Annotated in this window: 17 protein-coding genes; 13 read left to right on the top strand and 4 right to left on the bottom strand. The window is 64.3% G+C overall.

The features are described from left to right. Positions 1-3: 3 nt before the first annotated feature. The 4 genes from CH268_RS22230 (at position 4) to CH268_RS22215 (ending at position 3,682) form a co-directional block, all read left to right on the top strand. A complete protein-coding gene (locus CH268_RS22230; protein WP_236253956.1) occupies positions 4-1,050 on the top strand; it encodes a LacI family DNA-binding transcriptional regulator in 1,047 nt (348 codons plus the stop codon). An 83-nt stretch (positions 1,051-1,133) separates the two neighbouring features. Further along, positions 1,134-2,489: a putative bifunctional diguanylate cyclase/phosphodiesterase gene (locus tag CH268_RS22225; RefSeq protein WP_255182476.1), complete on the top strand. Its 1,356-nt coding sequence runs from the start codon at positions 1,134-1,136 to the stop codon at positions 2,487-2,489. 10 nt (positions 2,490-2,499) lie between these two features. Further along, entirely contained in the window at positions 2,500-2,919 is a 420-nt protein-coding gene (locus tag CH268_RS22220; RefSeq protein WP_094665907.1) for a TIGR03668 family PPOX class F420-dependent oxidoreductase, read from the top strand. 208 nt (positions 2,920-3,127) lie between these two features. Continuing rightward, positions 3,128-3,682: a GNAT family N-acetyltransferase gene (locus CH268_RS22215; protein ID WP_094665906.1), complete on the top strand. Its 555-nt coding sequence runs from the start codon at positions 3,128-3,130 to the stop codon at positions 3,680-3,682. Here the strand turns inward: CH268_RS22215 and CH268_RS22210 are convergent. After that, entirely contained in the window at positions 3,664-4,635 is a 972-nt protein-coding gene (locus CH268_RS22210; protein ID WP_032367600.1) for a hypothetical protein, read from the bottom strand. The genes CH268_RS22215 and CH268_RS22210 overlap by 19 nt on opposite strands. Positions 4,636-4,938: 303 nt before the next feature. Between CH268_RS22210 and lysX the strand changes: the two genes are divergently transcribed. From lysX to CH268_RS22185, 5 genes are all read left to right on the top strand, one after another. After that, positions 4,939-8,250, top strand: coding sequence for a bifunctional lysylphosphatidylglycerol synthetase/lysine--tRNA ligase LysX (lysX, locus tag CH268_RS22205; protein WP_094665905.1), 3,312 nt, complete (start codon positions 4,939-4,941; stop codon positions 8,248-8,250). A gap of 109 nt (positions 8,251-8,359) precedes the next feature. Continuing rightward, the gene (locus CH268_RS22200) at positions 8,360-9,256 is read left to right on the top strand and encodes an alpha/beta fold hydrolase (RefSeq protein WP_176458024.1); all 897 of its coding nucleotides are present in this window, start codon (positions 8,360-8,362) and stop codon (positions 9,254-9,256) included. Positions 9,257-9,356: 100 nt separating this feature from the next. Continuing rightward, positions 9,357-10,361: a beta-ketoacyl-ACP synthase III gene (locus CH268_RS22195; protein WP_027494965.1), complete on the top strand. Its 1,005-nt coding sequence runs from the start codon at positions 9,357-9,359 to the stop codon at positions 10,359-10,361. A 182-nt stretch (positions 10,362-10,543) separates the two neighbouring features. Then, positions 10,544-10,945 (top strand): PPOX class F420-dependent oxidoreductase, encoded by a 402-nt coding sequence (locus CH268_RS22190; RefSeq protein WP_032367602.1) that lies wholly within the window; start codon positions 10,544-10,546, stop codon positions 10,943-10,945. A 50-nt stretch (positions 10,946-10,995) separates the two neighbouring features. Next, positions 10,996-11,526 carry a DUF4190 domain-containing protein gene (locus tag CH268_RS22185; RefSeq protein WP_094665904.1) on the top strand — a complete coding sequence of 177 codons (531 nt, stop codon included), beginning with the start codon at positions 10,996-10,998 and terminating at the stop codon, positions 11,524-11,526. Here the strand turns inward: CH268_RS22185 and CH268_RS22180 are convergent. Then, on the bottom strand, positions 11,512-12,744 hold the full coding sequence (locus tag CH268_RS22180) for an MFS transporter (protein WP_032367604.1): 1,233 nt from the start codon (positions 12,742-12,744) through the stop codon (positions 11,512-11,514). The two genes, CH268_RS22185 and CH268_RS22180, sit on opposite strands and share 15 nt — an antisense overlap. 82 nt (positions 12,745-12,826) lie before the next feature. On the opposite strand from CH268_RS22180, the gene CH268_RS22175 reads away from it, so the two are divergent. The 3 genes from CH268_RS22175 (at position 12,827) to CH268_RS22165 (ending at position 15,950) form a co-directional block, all read left to right on the top strand. Continuing rightward, a complete protein-coding gene (locus CH268_RS22175) occupies positions 12,827-13,738 on the top strand; it encodes a LysR family transcriptional regulator (protein ID WP_094665903.1) in 912 nt (303 codons plus the stop codon). 4 nt (positions 13,739-13,742) lie between these two features. Beyond that, positions 13,743-14,357, top strand: coding sequence for a histidine phosphatase family protein (locus CH268_RS22170; protein WP_094665902.1), 615 nt, complete (start codon positions 13,743-13,745; stop codon positions 14,355-14,357). 96 nt (positions 14,358-14,453) lie between these two features. Continuing rightward, on the top strand, positions 14,454-15,950 hold the full coding sequence (locus CH268_RS22165; RefSeq protein ID WP_255182475.1) for a phage infection protein: 1,497 nt from the start codon (positions 14,454-14,456) through the stop codon (positions 15,948-15,950). On the opposite strand, the gene CH268_RS22160 is transcribed toward CH268_RS22165, so the two are convergent. Continuing rightward, entirely contained in the window at positions 15,885-16,178 is a 294-nt protein-coding gene (locus CH268_RS22160; RefSeq protein ID WP_176458028.1) for a putative quinol monooxygenase, read from the bottom strand. The genes CH268_RS22165 and CH268_RS22160 overlap by 66 nt on opposite strands. 102 nt (positions 16,179-16,280) lie before the next feature. Between CH268_RS22160 and CH268_RS22155 the strand changes: the two genes are divergently transcribed. After that, positions 16,281-17,807, top strand: coding sequence for an MFS transporter (locus tag CH268_RS22155; protein ID WP_032392647.1), 1,527 nt, complete (start codon positions 16,281-16,283; stop codon positions 17,805-17,807). On the opposite strand, the gene CH268_RS22150 is transcribed toward CH268_RS22155, so the two are convergent. Continuing rightward, positions 17,808-18,710, bottom strand: a complete 903-nt coding sequence (locus tag CH268_RS22150; RefSeq protein WP_032385265.1) for a cutinase family protein — start codon at positions 18,708-18,710, stop codon at positions 17,808-17,810. It lies immediately after the preceding gene. Positions 18,711-18,744 lie beyond the last annotated feature (34 nt).

Here is an 18,744-nt window from a genome sequence, read left to right as displayed (position 1 = left end):
CCCGTGAACAATCGGGTGACGATGGCCGACGTCGCGGCGTCTGCGGGAGTCTCCACCATGAGCGTCTCGTATACCTACAACCAACCCGACCGCGTCTCGCCTGCCACCCGAGACCGCGTCCACGCAGCGGCGGCGGCCCTCGGATACGCAGGTCCCAACCGCGCGGCACGCTCGCTTCGCAGCGGAAAGCACAACAGCATCGGCGTCGTACTCGGTGAAAAACTCACCTATGCCTTCGAGGATCCCCAGGCCCGACGGTTCCTCTCGGGCATCGCCGACGCGTGTCTCGACGCCGACACCGCGCTGGTGATGTTGCCTAATCTGCACCGCGACAGCGACATTGCGAGAATTCGCGACGCGCAGGTCGACGGCTACGTCGTCTGGACCACCGGCGTCGACGACCCCGTCCTCGACGTGCTCGTCGGCACCGGTCGACCCACCTGCGTCCAGGGCGGCCCCCAGCATCCGGGATTGAACTCCATCGGAATCGACGACCGCGCTGCAGCCGACGCGATCGCCACCATTGCTCTGCGCAATCGACGTCGGCCCGCGATCGTTGCGCTACGACCCGATTCGCGACGCGAATCGACGGTGGTGCACGGCGCCGACGCGTCGGACATCTCGATGCCGGTGACTCGCGCACGACTCGAGGGCTACCGCGATGCGTGCATGCGTCGAGGAATCGAATGGTCGACGGTACCGACGCTGTTCACCACCCACAATTCGCGCGAAGAGGGCGCACGGGCAGCACGACTGTTGTTGCGCGACAACGTCGTCGATGTGATGTTCGCGATGAGCGACGAACTCGCCTTCGGCGCACTCGACGCGGCGACGGGTGCCGGGATCGACATTCCCGGCCACGTCGCACTGACCGGATGGGACGACTCCCCTGCAGCGGCGGCGGCCCACTTGACCACCGTCGCGCAATCGTTGTTCGACCAGGGCCGATCGGCGGCCCGGTGGGTGCTCGGTCTCAGCGACGCCGTCGACGCGGCGGTATGGAACATCGAGACGCGAGGGTCGACGGGCACGCTGCGTGAGGGCCAGTAAAAAGGGCGCGCTCCCCGTTTATAGGCGTTAAGCAAACTCTTCGGCTAGTATCGCCGGTGGCCGTCCGGCTACGAGGGGGCACTGTGAGTCGAGAACACGACACGCCGCTCCGCCGTGCCGACCCCAACCCGACGCTCGACGCCCTCACCGGGCTTGCGAACCGGAACGAAATCCTGGCCACCATCACCGCCGCGCTGGTCGACCTAGGCCCTGACCAGCACTTCAGCGTCCTCCTCGTCGACATCGACGGCTTCCGTGAATTCAACGACGCGCTCGGACCGGCCCAGGGCGACGAGCTGCTGTGCATGGTCGCCGACCGACTCACCGCATCGACCCGACCCGGGGACACCATCGGCCGACTCACCGGGGACGAATTCGTCATCGTCGCCTACGGCTGCCATTCCCTGGCAGCCCGAGCGATGGCCGCGGGGTTCGCCAGCATCTTCGAGCCCCCCTTCGAGCTCGGCGGCCGTCAACTCACCCTCACCGCCAGCGTCGGTGTCGCGTCCACCACCGGCAGCACCGATCGCGCCACCCAGCTGGTACACAACGCCACCGCCGCCATGCATGCCGCCAAAGCCACCGGCCGCAACCGGCATCACATCTTCACCGACGAGCTGCACCACACCAACCGCACGCGGCTCGAGCTCCTCGAACGACTGCGCGGAGTCGCCATGACCGCGCGCGAGCTCACCATGGTCTACCAACCCATCGTCGAACTCGCGACCGGAGCCGTCGTCGGAGCCGAAGCCCTCGTTCGCTGGAACCACCCCGAGCTCGGACTCCTGATGCCCGACGCCTTCATCCCCCTCGCCGAAGACAACGACCTGATAATCCCCCTGAGCATGTGGATTCTCACCGAGGTCGCGGCAACCATCGCAGACTGGCAATCCCGCGCGATCATGCTCCAGGTCGGTGTCAACGTCAGCCCCGCACACTTCGCCGCAGGAACCCTGGCCACCGACGTCATCGACATCGTCGACACCCACGGCATCGAACGCGGTCGACTCGCACTCGAACTCGCCGAATCGCAGACGCTGCACGACCTCGACGCCGTGCACTACCAACTCCGCGACGTCCAACGCCACGGCGTCCTCATCGCCATCGACGACTTCGGCTCCGGCTTCTCCTCCCTCGAACGACTCGCCACCCTCCCCGTCGACATCCTCAAAATCGACAGATCCCTCACCCAACACCTCGACAGCACCAACCTCCACCGACGCCGCGCCATGACCACCCTCTGCACCGCCCTCGTCGACGTCACCACCACCCTCGGCAAAGACACCGTCATCGAAGGCATCGAGACCACCGAACAACTCCGAATCTGCACCGACATGGGCGTAACCTTCGGCCAAGGACACCTCCTCGGACGACCCATGCCCGTCGCCGAACTGGAGCAATACATCACCCGACACAGCAGCCACAGCGAATCCGCATGAGGAACCGAACGTGAAGATAGACAACGAAATTCAACGCTTCACCGACGCACCCCGCGCCCAACTCTCCACCGTCAACCCCAACGGCACCCCACACCTGGTCCCCATCGTCTACGCCGTCGCACCCACCGGCGACCGCATCTACACAGCCATCGACTGGAAACCCAAAACCACCCAGAAACTGCAGCGACTCGAGAACATCCACGCCGACCCCGCCGTCAGCCTCATCGTCGACCACTACTCCGACGACTGGTCCCAACTCTGGTGGATCCGTGCCGACGGCAACGCCCGCATCGTCGACGCGGGCAGCGCCGAAGGCACAGTCGGTACCGACACCCTCGTCGCGAAATACAGCCAATACAAGAACAACCGACCCGAGGGCCCGGTCATCGTCATCGACAAACTGTCCTGGAGATCGTGGTCAGCTTCCTGATCGTTTTCCTCCTCTCCACAGCATCGCCCACCCCACCGCCAGACCTCTACCGTCTGACCACTCCCGGCTGACCACTCCCGACTGACCACTCAATGTGACATCCGGTGGCCTTTTCGACCGTCAATGGCACATCGAGTGGACTGCATACGAACGGGCGGGCACCGAAAAACCAGTGGAATCGGCAGTAGCAGGGAGTCAGACTGTCCCAATGGTCAGCAAACCTCCCGTTCGGATTGTCACCGACCGTCTCGTGGTTCGGCGCGAGACGGCAGACGATGCTGTCGTCATTGCCGAAACGATCGAGCGAAATCGGGTCCGCCTGCTGCCGTGGCTCGGTTGGGCCACCGAGGACGCTGCAAACAGGTCGGCGCAGATCGTCCGCATCGCGGAAAGCCGGAAGCTGTGGGACGCCGACGAAATGTACGACTACGGGATTTTCGGTCGATCCACCAGCGCATTCCTGGGGAAGATTGCATTGCACCGACGAGTCGGACCGGGTGGGATCGAAATAGGGTACTGGCTCGACAGTGCAGCCGAGGGTGACGGCATCATCTCCGAAGCCACCGCGACCCTCACGCAAGAGGCATTGAAACTCGCCGACGTCGATCGCGTCGAAATTCATTGCGATGCAGCCAATTCGAGGAGTCAAGCCGTTCCGCGGCGGCTGGGTTTCGTCCTCGACAGGATCGAGCCGCGAGCCTTGGCCGCTGCGGCCGAAACCGGAGACCACATGATTTGGGTGTATCAGCCCGATCGGCGGTAGGACGGGTCGACGGTGACGTGGGGGCGCGGACGCGCGAGCGCCTGTCGGTACCGAGACCGCAGGTCGGAGAGAACACGTTCCGGATCGTCGCGAATATCGCTCGGCAGGTGAGTCACGACAATGATGCCGGCGTTTTGAGCGCGCTCCCGTCGTTCCACGGTGGCGCGGTGCGCCGCGGGTGACAGGTGATATTCGAGCGAGTCGATCTCCCAGTCGAGGGCGACGTCGTCGAGCCAATTGTCGGCCACCAGCAGCAACCTGCCCGACTCGTCGCGTACCGCGACATTGTGAGTCATCGGGGGAAGACCGCTGCGCGCGTACAACTTCTGCGCGTGTGCTTCGGCAACGGAGTGCGCGCCGGCGGCCAGTTCGCGAAGTACTCGACGAGGCATCGCGGTTCCACGCGTGGTGCCGGCGTCCAGTTCCTTCATGATCGCCTCGATCGTTGCCGCACCCCGCTGAACGACACTGGCAACGAGCGCCATGCACTGCTCGGCGTTCTTCATGCGACGAATCGCGTCGCACAAACACCGAACAACCGGCGCGACGGGAAGACCCGACTTGCTTTCCGCCGTCGGCATCCGCCACGTACGTTCCACCGCGGCGAAGCTCACGGACCTGCGGTGCTGCGCCTCGGGGATGAGCACGAACGTCTCCTCGAACGAGCCGGATGTACCGAGACCATGCAACGCCAGCCCGGCCCGACCACTGATGACGCCATCACGACCGCAGTAGATGGACGCGGCAACCGCCCGCTCCAAGGGCGTCAGCGAACGGTTCTTCAAGAACACCAGGCCAGGTAGCGCCCGTGACCAGATACCGTCCGGCAGCGTGCGCCGAACAATCGTCTTCGACGCGACGCCGAGTTCGAGAAGATGAGCAGTCCGCACCAGCCCGCGATCCGATGCGGCCGCAATTACCCTCGCATCGACCCGTGCGCCGCCCCTCTTCATACAGACGATCCTGCACGCTCGGCCGGACACCGATCGCACCCGACGTCGCACTATCAACAGCCCTGTGGATAACCGAATACCTGTGGACAAACGCATACAGGAGGGTCGCCCACACTCTGACTCGAGCACGGCCAGGCGCGCTCTCGTGACCGGACGCGAGTCCACTCGATGTGCCATTGACTGCCGGAAAGGCCACCAAATGTCACATTGAGTGGACGGCGGGGCGGCAACAGGCAACCCACCCACGTCAGCGGGGATACCGTCTATCTTGCAACTCGTGCGTTCTTATTTCGGGAGTGAGACATGACGGCGACAGCAGTTCCCTCGGATCGGTCGGGTACTACGGCACCACGGTCGTTTTCGCCGCCGCAGCGCGGTCGGTTGAGTGAGGTTCCGCATATCGCGGGGCTGGTGCTCGGTGTGTTCGCGGCGGCGTTGTTTCTGTGGAGTCTGTCGCCCACTTTGCGGTATCTGGTTCATGCGCCGCGGGAGTATGTCGACACGTATTACTTCGATGCTCCGGATACGAGTTTGTCGTGGGCGTTGGTTGTCGGGTTGTTGGCGGCGGCGTTGGCGAGTCGGAAGCGTATTGCGTGGTGGTTGCTGACGATCTATTTGGTGTTGTTGGCGATCACGAATGTCGCGGAGGGCATCGAGGACAAGAACGTCAGTTCGTGGATTGCGTTGGCGGTTCATGTCGTCGTGACGGGTCTTCTGATCGCGTCGCGCAAGGAGTTCTACACGCGGGTTCGGCGCGGTGCGGTGTGGAAGGCGCTCGGGGTGCTCGTGCTGGGAGCGGCCGTCGGCACGATTGTCGGGTGGGCGTTGGTGGCGTTGTTCCCGGGTTCGTTGCCGGAGGGTCAGACGTTCCTGTGGGCGTTCAACAGGGTGACGGCATTGGCGACGGTGGACAACGAGCAGTTCGACGGTAGGCCGAACGGTTTCGTCAATACGGCGTTGGGACTGTTCGGAGCGCTGGCGTTGCTCGGTGCCGTGGTCACGTTGTTCCGGTCGCAGCGGTCGAGCAATGCGTTGACCGGCCGCGACGAGTCGGCTCTGCGCGGCCTGCTCGACAAGTGGGGTGCCGACGATTCCCTCGGTTACTTCGCGACCCGCCGCGACAAGGGCGTCATCTTCGCCACCAGCGGCAAGGCGGCGGTGACGTATCGCGTCGAGGTCGGGGTGTGTCTGGCCAGTGGTGACCCGATCGGCAACCCCGAGGCGTGGCCACATGCGATATCCGAATGGCTCGACCTGGCCGAGAAGTACGGTTGGACCCCAGCTGTCATGGGGGCCAGCGAGATCGGGGCCACGGCCTACAAGCGGGCCGGCCTGAGTGTTCTCGAACTCGGCGACGAAGCAATCCTGAAAACCAAAGATTTCAACCTCAATGGGCGCGAGATGCGTCCCGTGCGTCAGGCCGTCAACCGGGCTCGCAAAGCGGGTGTCGTGGTCACCGTGCGTCGTCATCGCGATATTTCGGCCGAGGAGATGGACGAGATCATTGCCTGCGCGGATGCGTGGCGCGATACCGAGACCGAGCGTGGTTTCTCGATGGCGCTGGGCAGGTTGGGCGATCCGCTCGACGGCGATTGTCTTCTGGTGCAGGCGGTTCAGGGCGAGAAGATCGTCGGTGTTCTGTCGCTGGTGCCGTGGGGTCGTACCGGCGCGTCGTTGGACCTGATGCGCCGCGATCCGGCGTCGCCTAACGGTGTCATCGAGTTGATGGTGACCGAACTTGCCACCGGCGCAGATCATTTCGGTGTCAGCAAGATTTCGCTGAACTTCGCGGTGTTCCGTGCTGCGTTCGAGGAGGGCAGTCGGATCGGGGCCGGTCCGGTCCTGCGAATCTGGCGCAGCGTATTGGTGTTCTTCTCGCGCTGGTGGCAGCTCGAGGCGCTGTATCGCTCGAATGTGAAGTACTTGCCGGAATGGGAGCCGCGCTACCTGTGCTTCGCCGACAATCGGGTGCTGCCGAAGGTCGGTGTCGCGTCGGCCATCGCCGAAGGCTTCTTGACTCTGCCGACCTTTCGGCGCGCCTCGAAGCACACCGGGTCCCACGTCGCGGTGCCCGCAGCGTTGGTCGACGCCGAGGACATTCATCCCGACGGCAGCGGACCCGAGACTCCCGCAGACGACACCCTGCCCGGCCGCAAACGTCCCGACCAGGTACGCGTGCGCATGGCCAAACTCGATCGTCTCGAAAGTGACGGCATCGAGGGCTATCCCGTCGCCTATCCCCCGACACACACCGTCGGTGAAGCGGCGGCATCGCCCCAGGGCACGACCGTCCGAATTGCGGGTCGAATACTGCGCATTCGCGACTACGGCGGCGTGTCGTTCGCCGTCATCCGGGACTGGTCGGCCGATATTCAGGTGCTGTTCGACCGCGAACGCGTCGGCGACAGAATCGAGGAATTCGATGCCGACTTCGACCTGGGTGACCTCATCGAAGTCAGTGGCACCATCGGATACAGCAGGCGTGGTGAGCTGTCGCTGCTCGCCACCGAGTGGCGAATGAACGCCAAATGCCTGCACCCTCTGCCCGACAAGTACCGCGGTCTGACCGATCCGGAAGCGCGAGTACGGCAGCGGTACGTGGACCTGGCGATCAACCGCGATGCGCGCGCGCTGATGATCGCACGCTCGAATGTGGTGAAGTCGCTTCGTGATTCACTGAGCGATCGCGGCTACATGGAGGTCGAGACACCGATCCTCCAGCAGGTACACGGCGGTGCGAACGCTGCTCCGTTCGTCACCCACATCAATGCCTACAACTTGGATCTGTATTTGCGCATCGCACCGGAGCTCTATCTCAAGCGGCTGTGCGTCGGCGGCATGGAGAAGGTCTTCGAGATCGGGCGAGTGTTCCGCAACGAGGGAGCGGACTTCAAGCACAATCCGGAGTTCACGATCCTCGAAGCGTACGAGGCACACAGTGACTACGAGCGCGCAATGGTGTTGTGCCGCGAACTGATTCAGCGTGCAGCCGTGGCAGCGCACGGCCGCGAAATCATTCTGCGTCCCGACGGCCCGGACGGCGAGATGATCGAGATCGACATCTCCGGGGAATGGCCCATCAAGACACTGCACGGTGCCGTCGCCGAAAAATTGGGTGTCCCCGTCGAGCCGTCGACGCCCCTGGACGAGCTGCAGCGGTTGTGCGACGAGAACGACATCCCCTACGAGAAGTCGTGGGATGCGGGTGCCGTCGCCCAGGGCATGTACGAGCACCTGGTGGAGGACTACACCGAATTCCCCACCTTCTACAAGGACTTCCCGACGTCGATGTCGCCGTTGACGAGACCACATCGGAGCATCCCCGGCGTCGCGGAAAAGTGGGACCTGGTGGCATGGGGGGTCGAACTGGGGACGGCCTACAGCGAGTTGACCGATCCCGTCGATCAACGTCGACGCCTCACCGAGCAGTCGTTGCTGGCTGCGGGTGGCGACGAAGAGGCGATGAGCTTGGACGAGGACTTCCTGCAGGCGCTCGAGCACGGGATGCCCCCGACCGGCGGCCTCGGAATGGGCGTCGACCGCGTCGTCATGCTCATCACCGGCGGCAGCATTCGCGAGACACTCGCATTTCCGCTGGCCAAACCGCGACAATGACGGTCTTCCCGAGGCGATCCTCCACGGGAAAGTTGCAAAACGGGGCGAATGGTGGAAACTGGAGGCATAAACAAACTTCGAGTAGGCAATGCATGGTGGGGACGAAAACATGGATCACGGGAATCGAACCGAGCGCGAGGCATTGTTTCCCGTGAAACATCCTCCCGGGCGGTACGTCAAAGTGGACGGCCAACGTCTGCATCTGTTCGTTCGGGGAACCGGCCCCACGATCGTTCTCTGCGGCGGCTTGGGCAGTAACTGGTTCGACTGGAACGACACCGTCGATATCTTGAGCGCCCGCCATCATGTCGTGGTTCTCGACCGCCCCGGCTTCGGACTCAGCGACCCTCTGCCCGACGGCGCCACACCCACCGTCCGCGGCGAGGCCGACAGGATCGTCGGCGTCCTCGACGCGCTCGGTGTCACCGAGCCGGCCGTCGTCGCGGGTCACTCGATTGCCGGCTTCTACGCAGAAGCAGTGGCCCGGCTGTACCCGTCGCGCATACGTGGTGTTCTTCTCCTGGACTCGAGCGCCGAGTCCGACCCTCGCCGCATCCTTCCGGCGGCTCTGCGAGTGCGCGCAGCGCATTTGCTGTCGACGTTACTGAGCCGCACGGGCCTTCAGCGGCTCGTCGGCCCTCGCGTCCGACCGATACTCAACCAGGCGACGCCGCCCGACGGGACACCGAAGGATGTCGTCGACTGGGTCGACGACATCTACCGCAGGCCTACCTATCTCACGGCTGCACTCGTCGAAGATGTCGTCTACCCGGACCTCGCGGCCGAACTGAACCGACTTCGGAAGCGATTGCCACTCGTCGTTCCCGTTATCGTCGCGGCCGCCCACACCGGGCGCCCGTCCCCGTGGGGACGCAGATGGATCAAGACCCAGCGCAAGCTGGCCACATACTTGCGAGCCGATTTCACCGTCGTCATACCCGCCCATCACCACGCCATGATCGACAAACCCGCCGAGGTTGCGGCGCTCATCACCGAACTGGTGTGAACCTCTCCCGTCGGCGCACGTAACGTGTGTCGACGAGCCCGTAGCCCAAGACCCGAGCCGAAGCTCGGCGATGGCGCGGTAGCACGAGAGGAAATTGAAGATGGGTGCGATCAGCACAACGCAAGGTCGACAGTCGAAGATGCTCGGTCTGGGCGTTCACCGCCCCGAACGAATAGTCACCAACGATGAGATCTGCGAGTTCATCGACTCCAGCGACGAGTGGATTCAGACGCGATCCGGCATCAAGAACCGCCGATTCGCCGACCCCGAAGAAAACGTCGTCCAGATGTCGATCTCGGCAGGCCGAAAAGCACTCGAAGCCAGCGGCATCTCCGCCGAGCAGGTCGACACCGTCATCGTCGCGACCTCCACACACCTCGAACTGACACCCCAAGCAGCCGCCAAGGTTGCCCACGGACTCGGCACCAAAGGACCGGCCGCGTTCGACATCTGCGCCGGATGCGCAGGCTTCTGCTACGCACTCGCCGTCGCATCGGACCTGGTCAAGGCCGGGACCTCGCAGTACGTCCTCGTCATCGGAGCCGAGCAGCTCAGCGTCACCACCGACCCGTACGACCGAACCACCCGCTTCATCTTCGCCGACGGCGCCGGAGCCGTCGTCGTCGGACAGAGCGACGAAACCGAAATCGGACCCGCCGTATGGGGATCCGACGGCTCGCAGTCCGACGCCATCGTGCAGACCACGGACTGGTACGAATACATCACGACAGCCAACATGGAACGACCCTGGATCAGGATGAACGGAATCTCAGTCTTCCGCTGGGCTGCATTCGAGATGGGCAAGGCCGCGCAGAAGGTACTCGACGTCGCCGGCATCAAAACCGACGAACTGCACGCCTTCATCCCTCACCAGGCCAACAGCCGCATCACCGATCTGCTGGCGAAGAGTCTCAACCTGGACGAAGGCACCGCCGTCGCCAACGACATCGCCGAAACCGGCAACACCTCGGCTGCGTCCATCCCCCTGGCAATGGAAGAACTACTGCGCACCGGCAAAGCGAAAGCCGGAGACACCGCACTCCTGCTCGCCTTCGGTGCAGGACTGTCCTACGCCGGACAGGTCGTCAAACTCCCGAAGCTGTAATCACTCCACCTGTCCGCAGCCCACACCCACCCGCAGTCCACCTATCCGCAGTCCACTCGATGTGACATTCAGTGGCCTTTTCGGCAGTCAATGTCACGTTGAGTGGACTCGGGCCGGGCGGGGGGGGTGAGCGGTCCGCCGAGGGTCTGGCCGAGTCAGCTCTCGGGTCGTAGTGTTGGTTCATGCCCAAGCCTCCGTTGCCCGTTGATGCTGTCGAGTTGCTGAAGAAGGCGAATCCCGCTGTCATGGCGGTGGTTCGTGCCGATGGAACTCCGATCACCGCGCCCACGTGGTATTTGTGGGAGGACGGGAAGATCGTGCTCAATTTCGATGCCTCGCGTAAGCGGCTGGAGCACATTCGGGCGAATCCGAAGGTCTCGATTTCGGTGATGGACGAGGCCAGTTGGTATACGCATGTGACGGTGCACGGTTCGATCGAACTGCAGGACGACCCGGATCTGGTGGATATCGATCGCATCGCGACGCATTACACCGGCGAGCGGTATCCGGTTCGCGATCAGCCGCGCGTGACCGGTTACGTGACCGTCGACGCGTATGTGGGCTGGGGCAAGGTCGGTTCGTAGACCTCGCGTTGCCGCTTGCGACGGCCCAATTCAGGTGCAAGACTCCCGCAATGGTCAATCCGCAGGGTGAAGGTAGCGACGCGTTCGAGAAAGACGAGCCGTACGGGGGTCAGCAGTACCCGCCGTATCAGGACCCGAACACGAGCTACCAGAACCCGCAGCACGGACAACCTCAGTACCAAAATCCTCAGTACCCGAACCCTCAGTACGGACAACCCCAATACGGACAACCCCAATACGGACAACCCCAATACGGACAACCCCAATACGGACAACCGCAGTACGGTCAGGCCCCGTATGGCGGAGCGGGTTTTCGGCCGGCACCCGCGACGAACACGTTGGCGATCGTGTCGCTCGTGTTGGCGGTGTTGGGTCTGACGTTCATCCCGCTCATCGCGTCGGTGTGTGCGGTGGTGTGTGGCCACGTTGCGAAGGGCCAGATCAAGCGCACCGGCGAGGGCGGGTCAGGATTCGCGACGGCAGGTCTGATCGTCGGCTACGTGTCGGTTGCCCTGTTCGTCCTCGTCGTGGCTGCGATTTTCATCTTCGCGATAGCCGCCTCGAATTCATCCACGTATTGAGTTCGGTTGCTGCGCCAGTCGGCCGTTCATCGCTGCGGCCCACAGGCCAGCGATGACTGCCAACGCAATGACGAACAGCGCCAAGGCGTTCCATCCGAGTGACTGAAAGACCACTCCGCCGAGCCAGCCGACGACGGACGATCCTCCGTAGTAGAACAGGTTGTACAGCGATGTCGCCTGTGCCCGTCCGTGGACGGCTCGCTGGCCGGTCCATCCCGACGCGATGGCGTGGGCGGCGAAGAATCCCATCGTGAAGATCACCAGCCCGGTGAGGATCACGGCTAGGTTCGACGCCATCGTCAGTGCGACTCCGGCGATCATGGTGGCGGTCGATCCGGCGAGAACGATCGATCGGCCGTGCTTCGTCGCCAACTTCCCCGCCACTCGCGAGGACACCGTGCCACTGAGGTAGGCCACGAAGATCAGGCTGATCAGAGACTGTGGAAGACCGAAAGGTGCTGCCTCGAGCCGGAATCCGAGGAAGTTGTAGACCGCGACGAATCCGCCCATCAGCAGGAAACCCTGGCCGTACAGTGCCAGCATCCCCGGCTCTCGGAGATTCACCCACAACCGACCGGGTAGGTCACCGATCTTGCTGTGCACGAGGGTGGTTCGCGGCCGCGGTGCCAACCACACGAACAGTCCTGCTGCCAACGCTGCGATGACCGACACCGTGAGGGTTCCGATTCGCCAATTGGTCTGTTCTGCAACGGGTCCTGAGACTATTCGCCCCAGCAGCCCACCGAGCGTCGTACCGGACACGTAGGTCGCCGCTGCCAGCGCGGTGTGATTGCGGTGCACCTCCTCGCTGAGATAGGCGATCGCGATGGCCGGAAGTCCGCCCAGCGCAGCACCTTCGAAGAACCGCAGGACCAGCAGCACCTCGAGAGAAGGCGACAGAGGCACCAGCAGACCCAGTGTCGTCGCGACGAGTATCGAGGCGGTCATCGCTCGAACGCGTCCGATTCGGTCGGCCGCTACCGACCACGGAATGACCGACACCGCAACGCCGACGGTCGCCAGGCCGACGGCGAGCGAGGACTGCGACGGGGTGATGTCGAGACTGGACGCGATCAGCGGCAGAATCCCCTGTACCGAGTAGAGCTGCGCGAACGTCGCCACTCCGGCGAACAGCAGCGCCAACACGAGACGCCGGTACTCGGTCGATCCCTTGGGATGCCCCTCCCACTCCAGGACCTCGGGCTGCGTCGTAGTCATGTCAAAGACGTTAGAAGCGCTCACGGTATACGTCCAATGCATGAGAGACCGACGATCGATACGTCAGCGATATGCTTCACCCATGCGCCGCGAGACCACCGAGCTGCTACCACTTCTGCCGACCCTGGTCGCGGTGGCGGACACCGAGCACATCACCGACGCCGCCCACGTCCTGGGAGTCCCGCAACCCACCGTCAGTCGGCAGGTCGCCCGCGCGTCGGCGATCCTCGGCGTCGACATCGTGGAACGACGGGGCCGCGGCATCGTGCTGACCAGTACCGGTCGCGTCCTCATCCCGTATCTGCAACGAGCCCTGAGCGACATCGATGCCGGTATCGACGCCATGACCGAGCACGACGCCCGAGCACGTGGCCGCATAGCCGTCGCGTTCCAGAACACACTCGGTGAGGACGTCGTGCCCGCACTGATCCGGCACTTTCGCGTCGACCATCCCGCGGTGACGTTCGATCTCGACCAAGGCGCACGCGCACGCTGCCTGGATCGCCTCGCAGACCGCACGTCCGACCTGGCGTTCGTGTCTTTGAGCGCCGAACACACCGACACGAATTCCTTCCAGCTGTACGACGAGCGGCTGATGCTGGTGGTCCCCGAACATCACCGCCTCGCGTCGCGGAAGACGGTCGATCTCGCAGACACCGCCGACGAGAACTACATCGCCATGGGTCACGGCTTCGGAATGCGATCCATCTGTGACGAGTTGTGGGCCGATGCCGGGTTCAGTCCGCGCATCGCGTTCGAGGGACAGGACACCCATACCGTGCGCGGACTCGTCGGCGCCGGCCTCGGCATCGCCATCCTGCCGCGGATACGTGCACACGGCGCCGAGGGTGGAACGGTCGACGTGGGACTCACCCAACCGGCTGCGCGCAGGCGAATCGGCATGGTGTGGGAGCCGGGAACGGACATGCCCCGCCAGGTGGCGGCCTTCCGCTCGATGGTGCAACGCAGTGGACGCACACTCGTGATTAGGTGAGTCGATGCAACTGGTTCTGGTACGGCACGCACTTCCGCGACGATCGGAGTCCTCGGCCGATCCCGATCTCGACGAACTGGGCGTCGAACAATCCCGCAGAGTGCCCAATGCGCTGGCACGCTTCACGGTGTCCCGAGTCGTGTCGAGTTCGCAGCAACGCGCGATCCGGACCGCGCAGCCACTCGCCGAACGGCTCGGGCTCGAGATCACAACCGACGACCGTCTGACCGAGTACGACCGGGACTTCGGCGGCTACGTCCCGATCGAGGCCGCGAAGACCGAATTTCGCGACGCCTACGACCGCATCAAGGCCGGTCACCTACCCGAGCAGGTCGACGAACAGGCCTTCCGCCGGCGAGTTCTCGCCGGAGTGGCCGATATCGTCTCGACCGCCGCGCACTCCGATACCGTCGTCCTCTTCGCTCACGGCGGCGTCGTCAACATGCTGTTGCAAGACATTCTGCAGACCCCGAAGGTGCTCGGATTTCCCATCGACTACTGCTCGGTGACGCGTGTGCTCTTCTCCCGCAGCGGTGCCCGATCGGTCTCGTCGGTCAACGAGACCGCCCACGTGTGGGACCTGTTGCCGCGCAACCGACAATCCACAGAGACCTCTTAAAGTCCCTGGTAGAGGGGCAGAACGGTCGCTGTGGATCGCTCCGAGTGGTCGGTGCGGCCGGCGGTGGCAGTTAGCCTCGAAGTCATCATGGGTGAAATGCGCATCTTCCGACGTCCTGCCGTTGCTCTCGTCGCACTGGCGTTCCCTCTGGTGGCTGTGGGTGCGTTCGCACTCGGCACCGGCTACGACCTGGGCGGAGAATCGACCACGACGACCGCCGTTGTCGCAGACACTCAGCAGGCCCCGGCCGAGGCACAGCAGACGGCCGATCCCCTGTCCAAGGCCAGGAGCAGCCTCAACAGCGCCTCGCTCCCGATCACCTTTCTCTCCAGCGGCATCGGTCAGCTGACCGAAGGCGGAACGCAGCTCAACGACGGCGTCGGCCAACTTGCCGACGGCATCACCCAGGCTCACGACGGAACCATTCAGCTCGCCGACGGGTTCGGCCAGTACCGCGACGGCATCGGCCAGCTCGGTGACGGCGCGTCGCAGATCAGCGGGGGTGTCGACCAGGTCGTCGACCAGCTCGCCGGATTCGGAGCTCTGCAGGCCGACTTCACGGCAAAGCTCGCCGCCACGGCAGACACGGTCGATCGCTTCCCGCATCCGGGGTCCGACGCGATTTCCGGCGAGATCCGCGGAGTGATCGACAACCTCAACACTCAGGCGTTCGGTCCCGATACGCTCGCTCAGCTGCAGACCCTCAAGGGTGGTGCTCAGCAGCTGTCGACCGAACTGAACGACCCCAACAGTCAGTTCCTCGGTGCCACCGCGCAGCTCGGCGACGCAACCGTGCAGTTGCGTGACGGACTCGGCCAGCTCGACGACGGCGGGCAGCAACTCAAGGCCGGCACCGATCAGCTCGTGACGTCGGTCAAACCCGTCGAGGGGATCGTCAACGGCATCGCCACCAATGTGCGCGACGCCTCCGCCGCCCTCCCGGCAAAGGCGGCCGCCACGACCGATGACGCCACCTCCGACCAGAACGTTGCAGCGACGGCGACGAGCACCGGTACCGGTGCCACCCCGTATCTGATCGCCGCCCTCGTGGCTCTCGGAGCTCTCGGCTGCGTCAGCCTCGTGCGGGTCCTGGGCAAGGACACCAAGCCGCGGTGGCTCGCCGTCGGAGCGGCCGTCGCCGCAGTGGGTGTCAGCGCCGCAGTCGCGTTCGCGTTCGCCACCGACGCCGCCCTCGGACCGGTGATCGGAGCCGGCGCGTTCCTCATCGTGTCGGCCGCGGCCTATCTGGCCACCGCAGGCGCAATTCAACGAGTCCTCGGTGCCGTCGTCGGGCAGATCGTCAACGTCGTCGCGCTGGTCGTCCAAGTCGTCGTCTGCGGCTTCGCGTACGCATCGACGGCACCGATCTGGGGAGACGTCGCAGCCTTCATGCCGATGAGCTACACCGCCGCCGGTGCCCGCATCATCGCGTCGGGAGAAATGAGCGGGACCGGGTGGCTGGCGATCGGTGCCACGGTGGCGCTGCTTGCCGTCTCGGCACTCGTGTACGTCAGCGCGCGGGCCGGCTCAGCCGATGGGCCGGAGCGGATGGATGGCGGGCGGGGCCGCGAGATGGGCACCGAATTCGCTTAGCGCCTGCTGCAGGTGCGGGGTCTGCATGTGGCCGTCGAGGTCCTCCTGCGACTTCCATACCTCGATGGTGATGAAGGTGCCCGGCTCGACCGCCGACTCGAACAACTTGTAGGAGACGTTGCCGCTCTCCTTGCGTGACTCGGCGACCAGAGCCACGAGCCCGTCGCGCACGGTGTCGATTGCGTCCGGCTTGGCGGTGATCGTCGCGACTACCTCGAGATCGTTGATCATGCGGAATCGGTTCCTTCGTTCGGCGAGACACACTCTTCCTCACCGAACGTACTCCCGACCCACCTAAGGTGAGGTGTCCACGCGGGAAGGGAAGAAGCAGTGAATCAGACGGCAACCGAGGATCGCGCCACGAAGAAGGAATGGCTCGGCCTCGCGGTACTGGTGGTGCCGATCCTCGTGGTCTCCATGGACATGTCGGTGCTGTATCTCGCGCTGCCCTTCATGACCGCCGATCTCGAACCCACCAGCAACCAGACCCTGTGGATCCTCGACATCTACGGATTTCTGCTGGCCGGTCTGCTGATCACCATGGGCTCACTCGGCGACCGTATCGGACGCCGGACCCTGCTGATGGTCGGCGCGGTGGTCTTCGGCGCGGCATCGCTTGCCGCGACGTTCTCCACCTCCCCCGAGATGCTGCTCGTCGCACGTGCACTGCTGGGAGTCGGCGGAGCCACCATTGCGCCGAGCACACTGTCGTTGATCCGCAACATGTTTCACAACCCTGCACAGCGCAAGGAAGCGATCGGCCTGTGGACAGCCGGTTTCGCAGGCGGCGCAGCAGTGGGCCCGGTTGTCGGAGGCGTTCTGCTGGAACACTTCTGGTGGGGTTCGGTCTTCCTGATCAACATCCCCATCATGGTCGTGCTCTTCGTTGCGGCCCCGCTACTGGTCCCCGAGTTCAAGGACAGCGACCCCGGAAAGTTCGACCCGATCAGCGTGATCCTCGCGATCTCGTCGATGCTCTCGATCGTGTTCGCCATCAAGCACGGGGCCCAGGACGGTATCGACGCCACGACGATCACCACCGCGATCCTCGGCCTGGCACTCGGCTTCGTGTTCGTCATCCGGCAACGCAAGGCATCGAACCCGCTCATCGACGTGACGCTCTTCGCCGAACGTGCTTTCAGCGCTGCAGTCGTCGTGCAATTTCTGGTCATCTTCTCCATGACCGGCTTCAGCCTGTTCGCCTCCCAGTACCTGCAGCTGGTTCTCGGACTCGGACCACTCCGCGCCGGATTGTGGTTGCTGATTCCCGCTGCCGCAGCGGCGGCCGGTGCCGTCACCGCACCGACGATGAGCAAGGTGATCCCCACCGGCACCATCATTTCGGCGGGCCTGCTGTCCATCGTATTCGGTTGCGTCGCACTGATATTCGTGCAATCCGACTCCGGCCTGCCGCTGCTGCTGACCGGAATGGCCCTGGTCACGTTCGGGATCGGAGCAGCATCGACTCTGAACTCCGACATCGTGCTGACCGCTGCGGCCCCCGAAAAGGCCGGGGCTGCATCGGCATTGTCGGAAACCGGGGCCGAGCTCGGCGGTGCCGTCGGCATCGCGATTCTCGGCACCATCGGCAGCACCGTCTATCGACACCGCATGGAGGACGCCATCCCGGCGGGCACACCGGCCGAGATCGCCGATCCGGCCCGCGAAACCATCGGCGGCGCAATAGCCGTGGCCGACTATCTGCCGGAGCCGTTCGCATCGCAGTTGACCGACGTCGCGCACTCGTCCTTCATCGACGGCTTCAACCTCGCCGCCGGCACGAGCGCCGTGCTGATGTTCGTCAGTGCCGTCGTCGTGTTCCTGCTGCTCCGTCGGGTTCCTGCTAGTACGTCGTAGTCAGACCGCGTCGGCGAGGTAACGCGCCAGCCACCGCGTCGCCGACACTCCGTCTCCGACGTCATAGGTCTGATATTCCTGGTGGATGCCCGAACGGTAGAAGGCCTCGATCTCCCGCTGACGCTGGGCGTTGGCCTGATCCGACAGCTGCCCCTGCAGTACGGGCAATCCACCGGACGCAGCGAGGTCGGCGATCAACGATTGTGCTTCCTGGGTGTACTGATCTGCGACGTCGGGCGCAGGGTTGGACGACACGGCGAGGAAGCCCGCGAGCCGCGCCACGTAGTCGTCCTTGGGCGTCGAGCAATACAGATCGCCGACGGCGCAGAACGTGCGCACCACCGGACTGACGTAGCCGAATCCGCCGACCCTGGGTCCACCGACGCCGGTACCCACCACAGGGGGACCGACCAGGGCGTCGGTGTCCGACCGCTTCGGGTCGGAGACGAGCCCGACCGCCACCACCTTGTCGGCCGGAACCACCCCGAGACCGGTTCCGATGGACGCGGCGAGATCACCGGCCGCGTCCGCTCCCTGGCTGTAACCGATGATGCCCAGTTTCGTTGCGCCGCAGCGATCCGCCATCGCCTTCAGCATGCCGCCTGCATTGGTGACGGCAGCAGCACGCGACTGCCCGTACACCTCGCCCTCCCACGGGAACGCGGTGGCGGGATAGGAAACGTACTCGGTGCGGATGTCGCCACCGAGACGATCGGTGACGTCGGTCAGCATCCCCGGCTTCGGGGCAGCACCGGAGCTGGTCTCCCACGTTCCCGGAATCGCTACGACGTACATCGAGGGACAACCGCCGGGATCGGCGACGGCGGGCGATGCCCCGACGATTAGACCGGACGCAACAGCTGCAGCGACGCCGACACCGGCGCAGAATTTCTTGACACTCATGGGGAGGGGGCCTCACTGGGTGATCGAACGCTTC

The organism is Rhodococcus sp. 06-1460-1B, assembly GCF_002258475.1.
In the GTDB taxonomy this organism is placed as follows: Bacteria; Actinomycetota; Actinomycetes; order Mycobacteriales; family Mycobacteriaceae; genus Rhodococcoides; species Rhodococcoides fascians.
Note: the sequence above shows the minus strand (reverse complement) of the source record. Positions and strands in the feature narration are given on the sequence as shown.

Bases quoted from the DNA above. Each gene is read 5' to 3' on its own strand.
- CH268_RS22215 (WP_094665906.1), top strand. From the start codon at position 3,128: ATGGTCAGCAAACCTCCCGTTCGGATTGTCACCGACCGTCTCGTGGTT.
- CH268_RS22210 (WP_032367600.1), bottom strand. From the start codon at position 4,635: ATGAAGAGGGGCGGCGCACGGGTCGATGCGAGGGTAATTGCGGCCGCA.
- lysX (WP_094665905.1), top strand. From the start codon at position 4,939: ATGACGGCGACAGCAGTTCCCTCGGATCGGTCGGGTACTACGGCACCA.
- CH268_RS22200 (WP_176458024.1), top strand. From the start codon at position 8,360: ATGGATCACGGGAATCGAACCGAGCGCGAGGCATTGTTTCCCGTGAAA.
- CH268_RS22195 (WP_027494965.1), top strand. From the start codon at position 9,357: ATGGGTGCGATCAGCACAACGCAAGGTCGACAGTCGAAGATGCTCGGT.
- CH268_RS22190 (WP_032367602.1), top strand. From the start codon at position 10,544: ATGCCCAAGCCTCCGTTGCCCGTTGATGCTGTCGAGTTGCTGAAGAAG.
- CH268_RS22185 (WP_094665904.1), top strand. From the start codon at position 10,996: ATGGTCAATCCGCAGGGTGAAGGTAGCGACGCGTTCGAGAAAGACGAG.
- CH268_RS22180 (WP_032367604.1), bottom strand. From the start codon at position 12,744: ATGACTACGACGCAGCCCGAGGTCCTGGAGTGGGAGGGGCATCCCAAG.
- CH268_RS22175 (WP_094665903.1), top strand. From the start codon at position 12,827: ATGCGCCGCGAGACCACCGAGCTGCTACCACTTCTGCCGACCCTGGTC.
- CH268_RS22170 (WP_094665902.1), top strand. From the start codon at position 13,743: ATGCAACTGGTTCTGGTACGGCACGCACTTCCGCGACGATCGGAGTCC.
- CH268_RS22165 (WP_255182475.1), top strand. From the start codon at position 14,454: ATGCGCATCTTCCGACGTCCTGCCGTTGCTCTCGTCGCACTGGCGTTC.
- CH268_RS22150 (WP_032385265.1), bottom strand. From the start codon at position 18,710: ATGAGTGTCAAGAAATTCTGCGCCGGTGTCGGCGTCGCTGCAGCTGTT.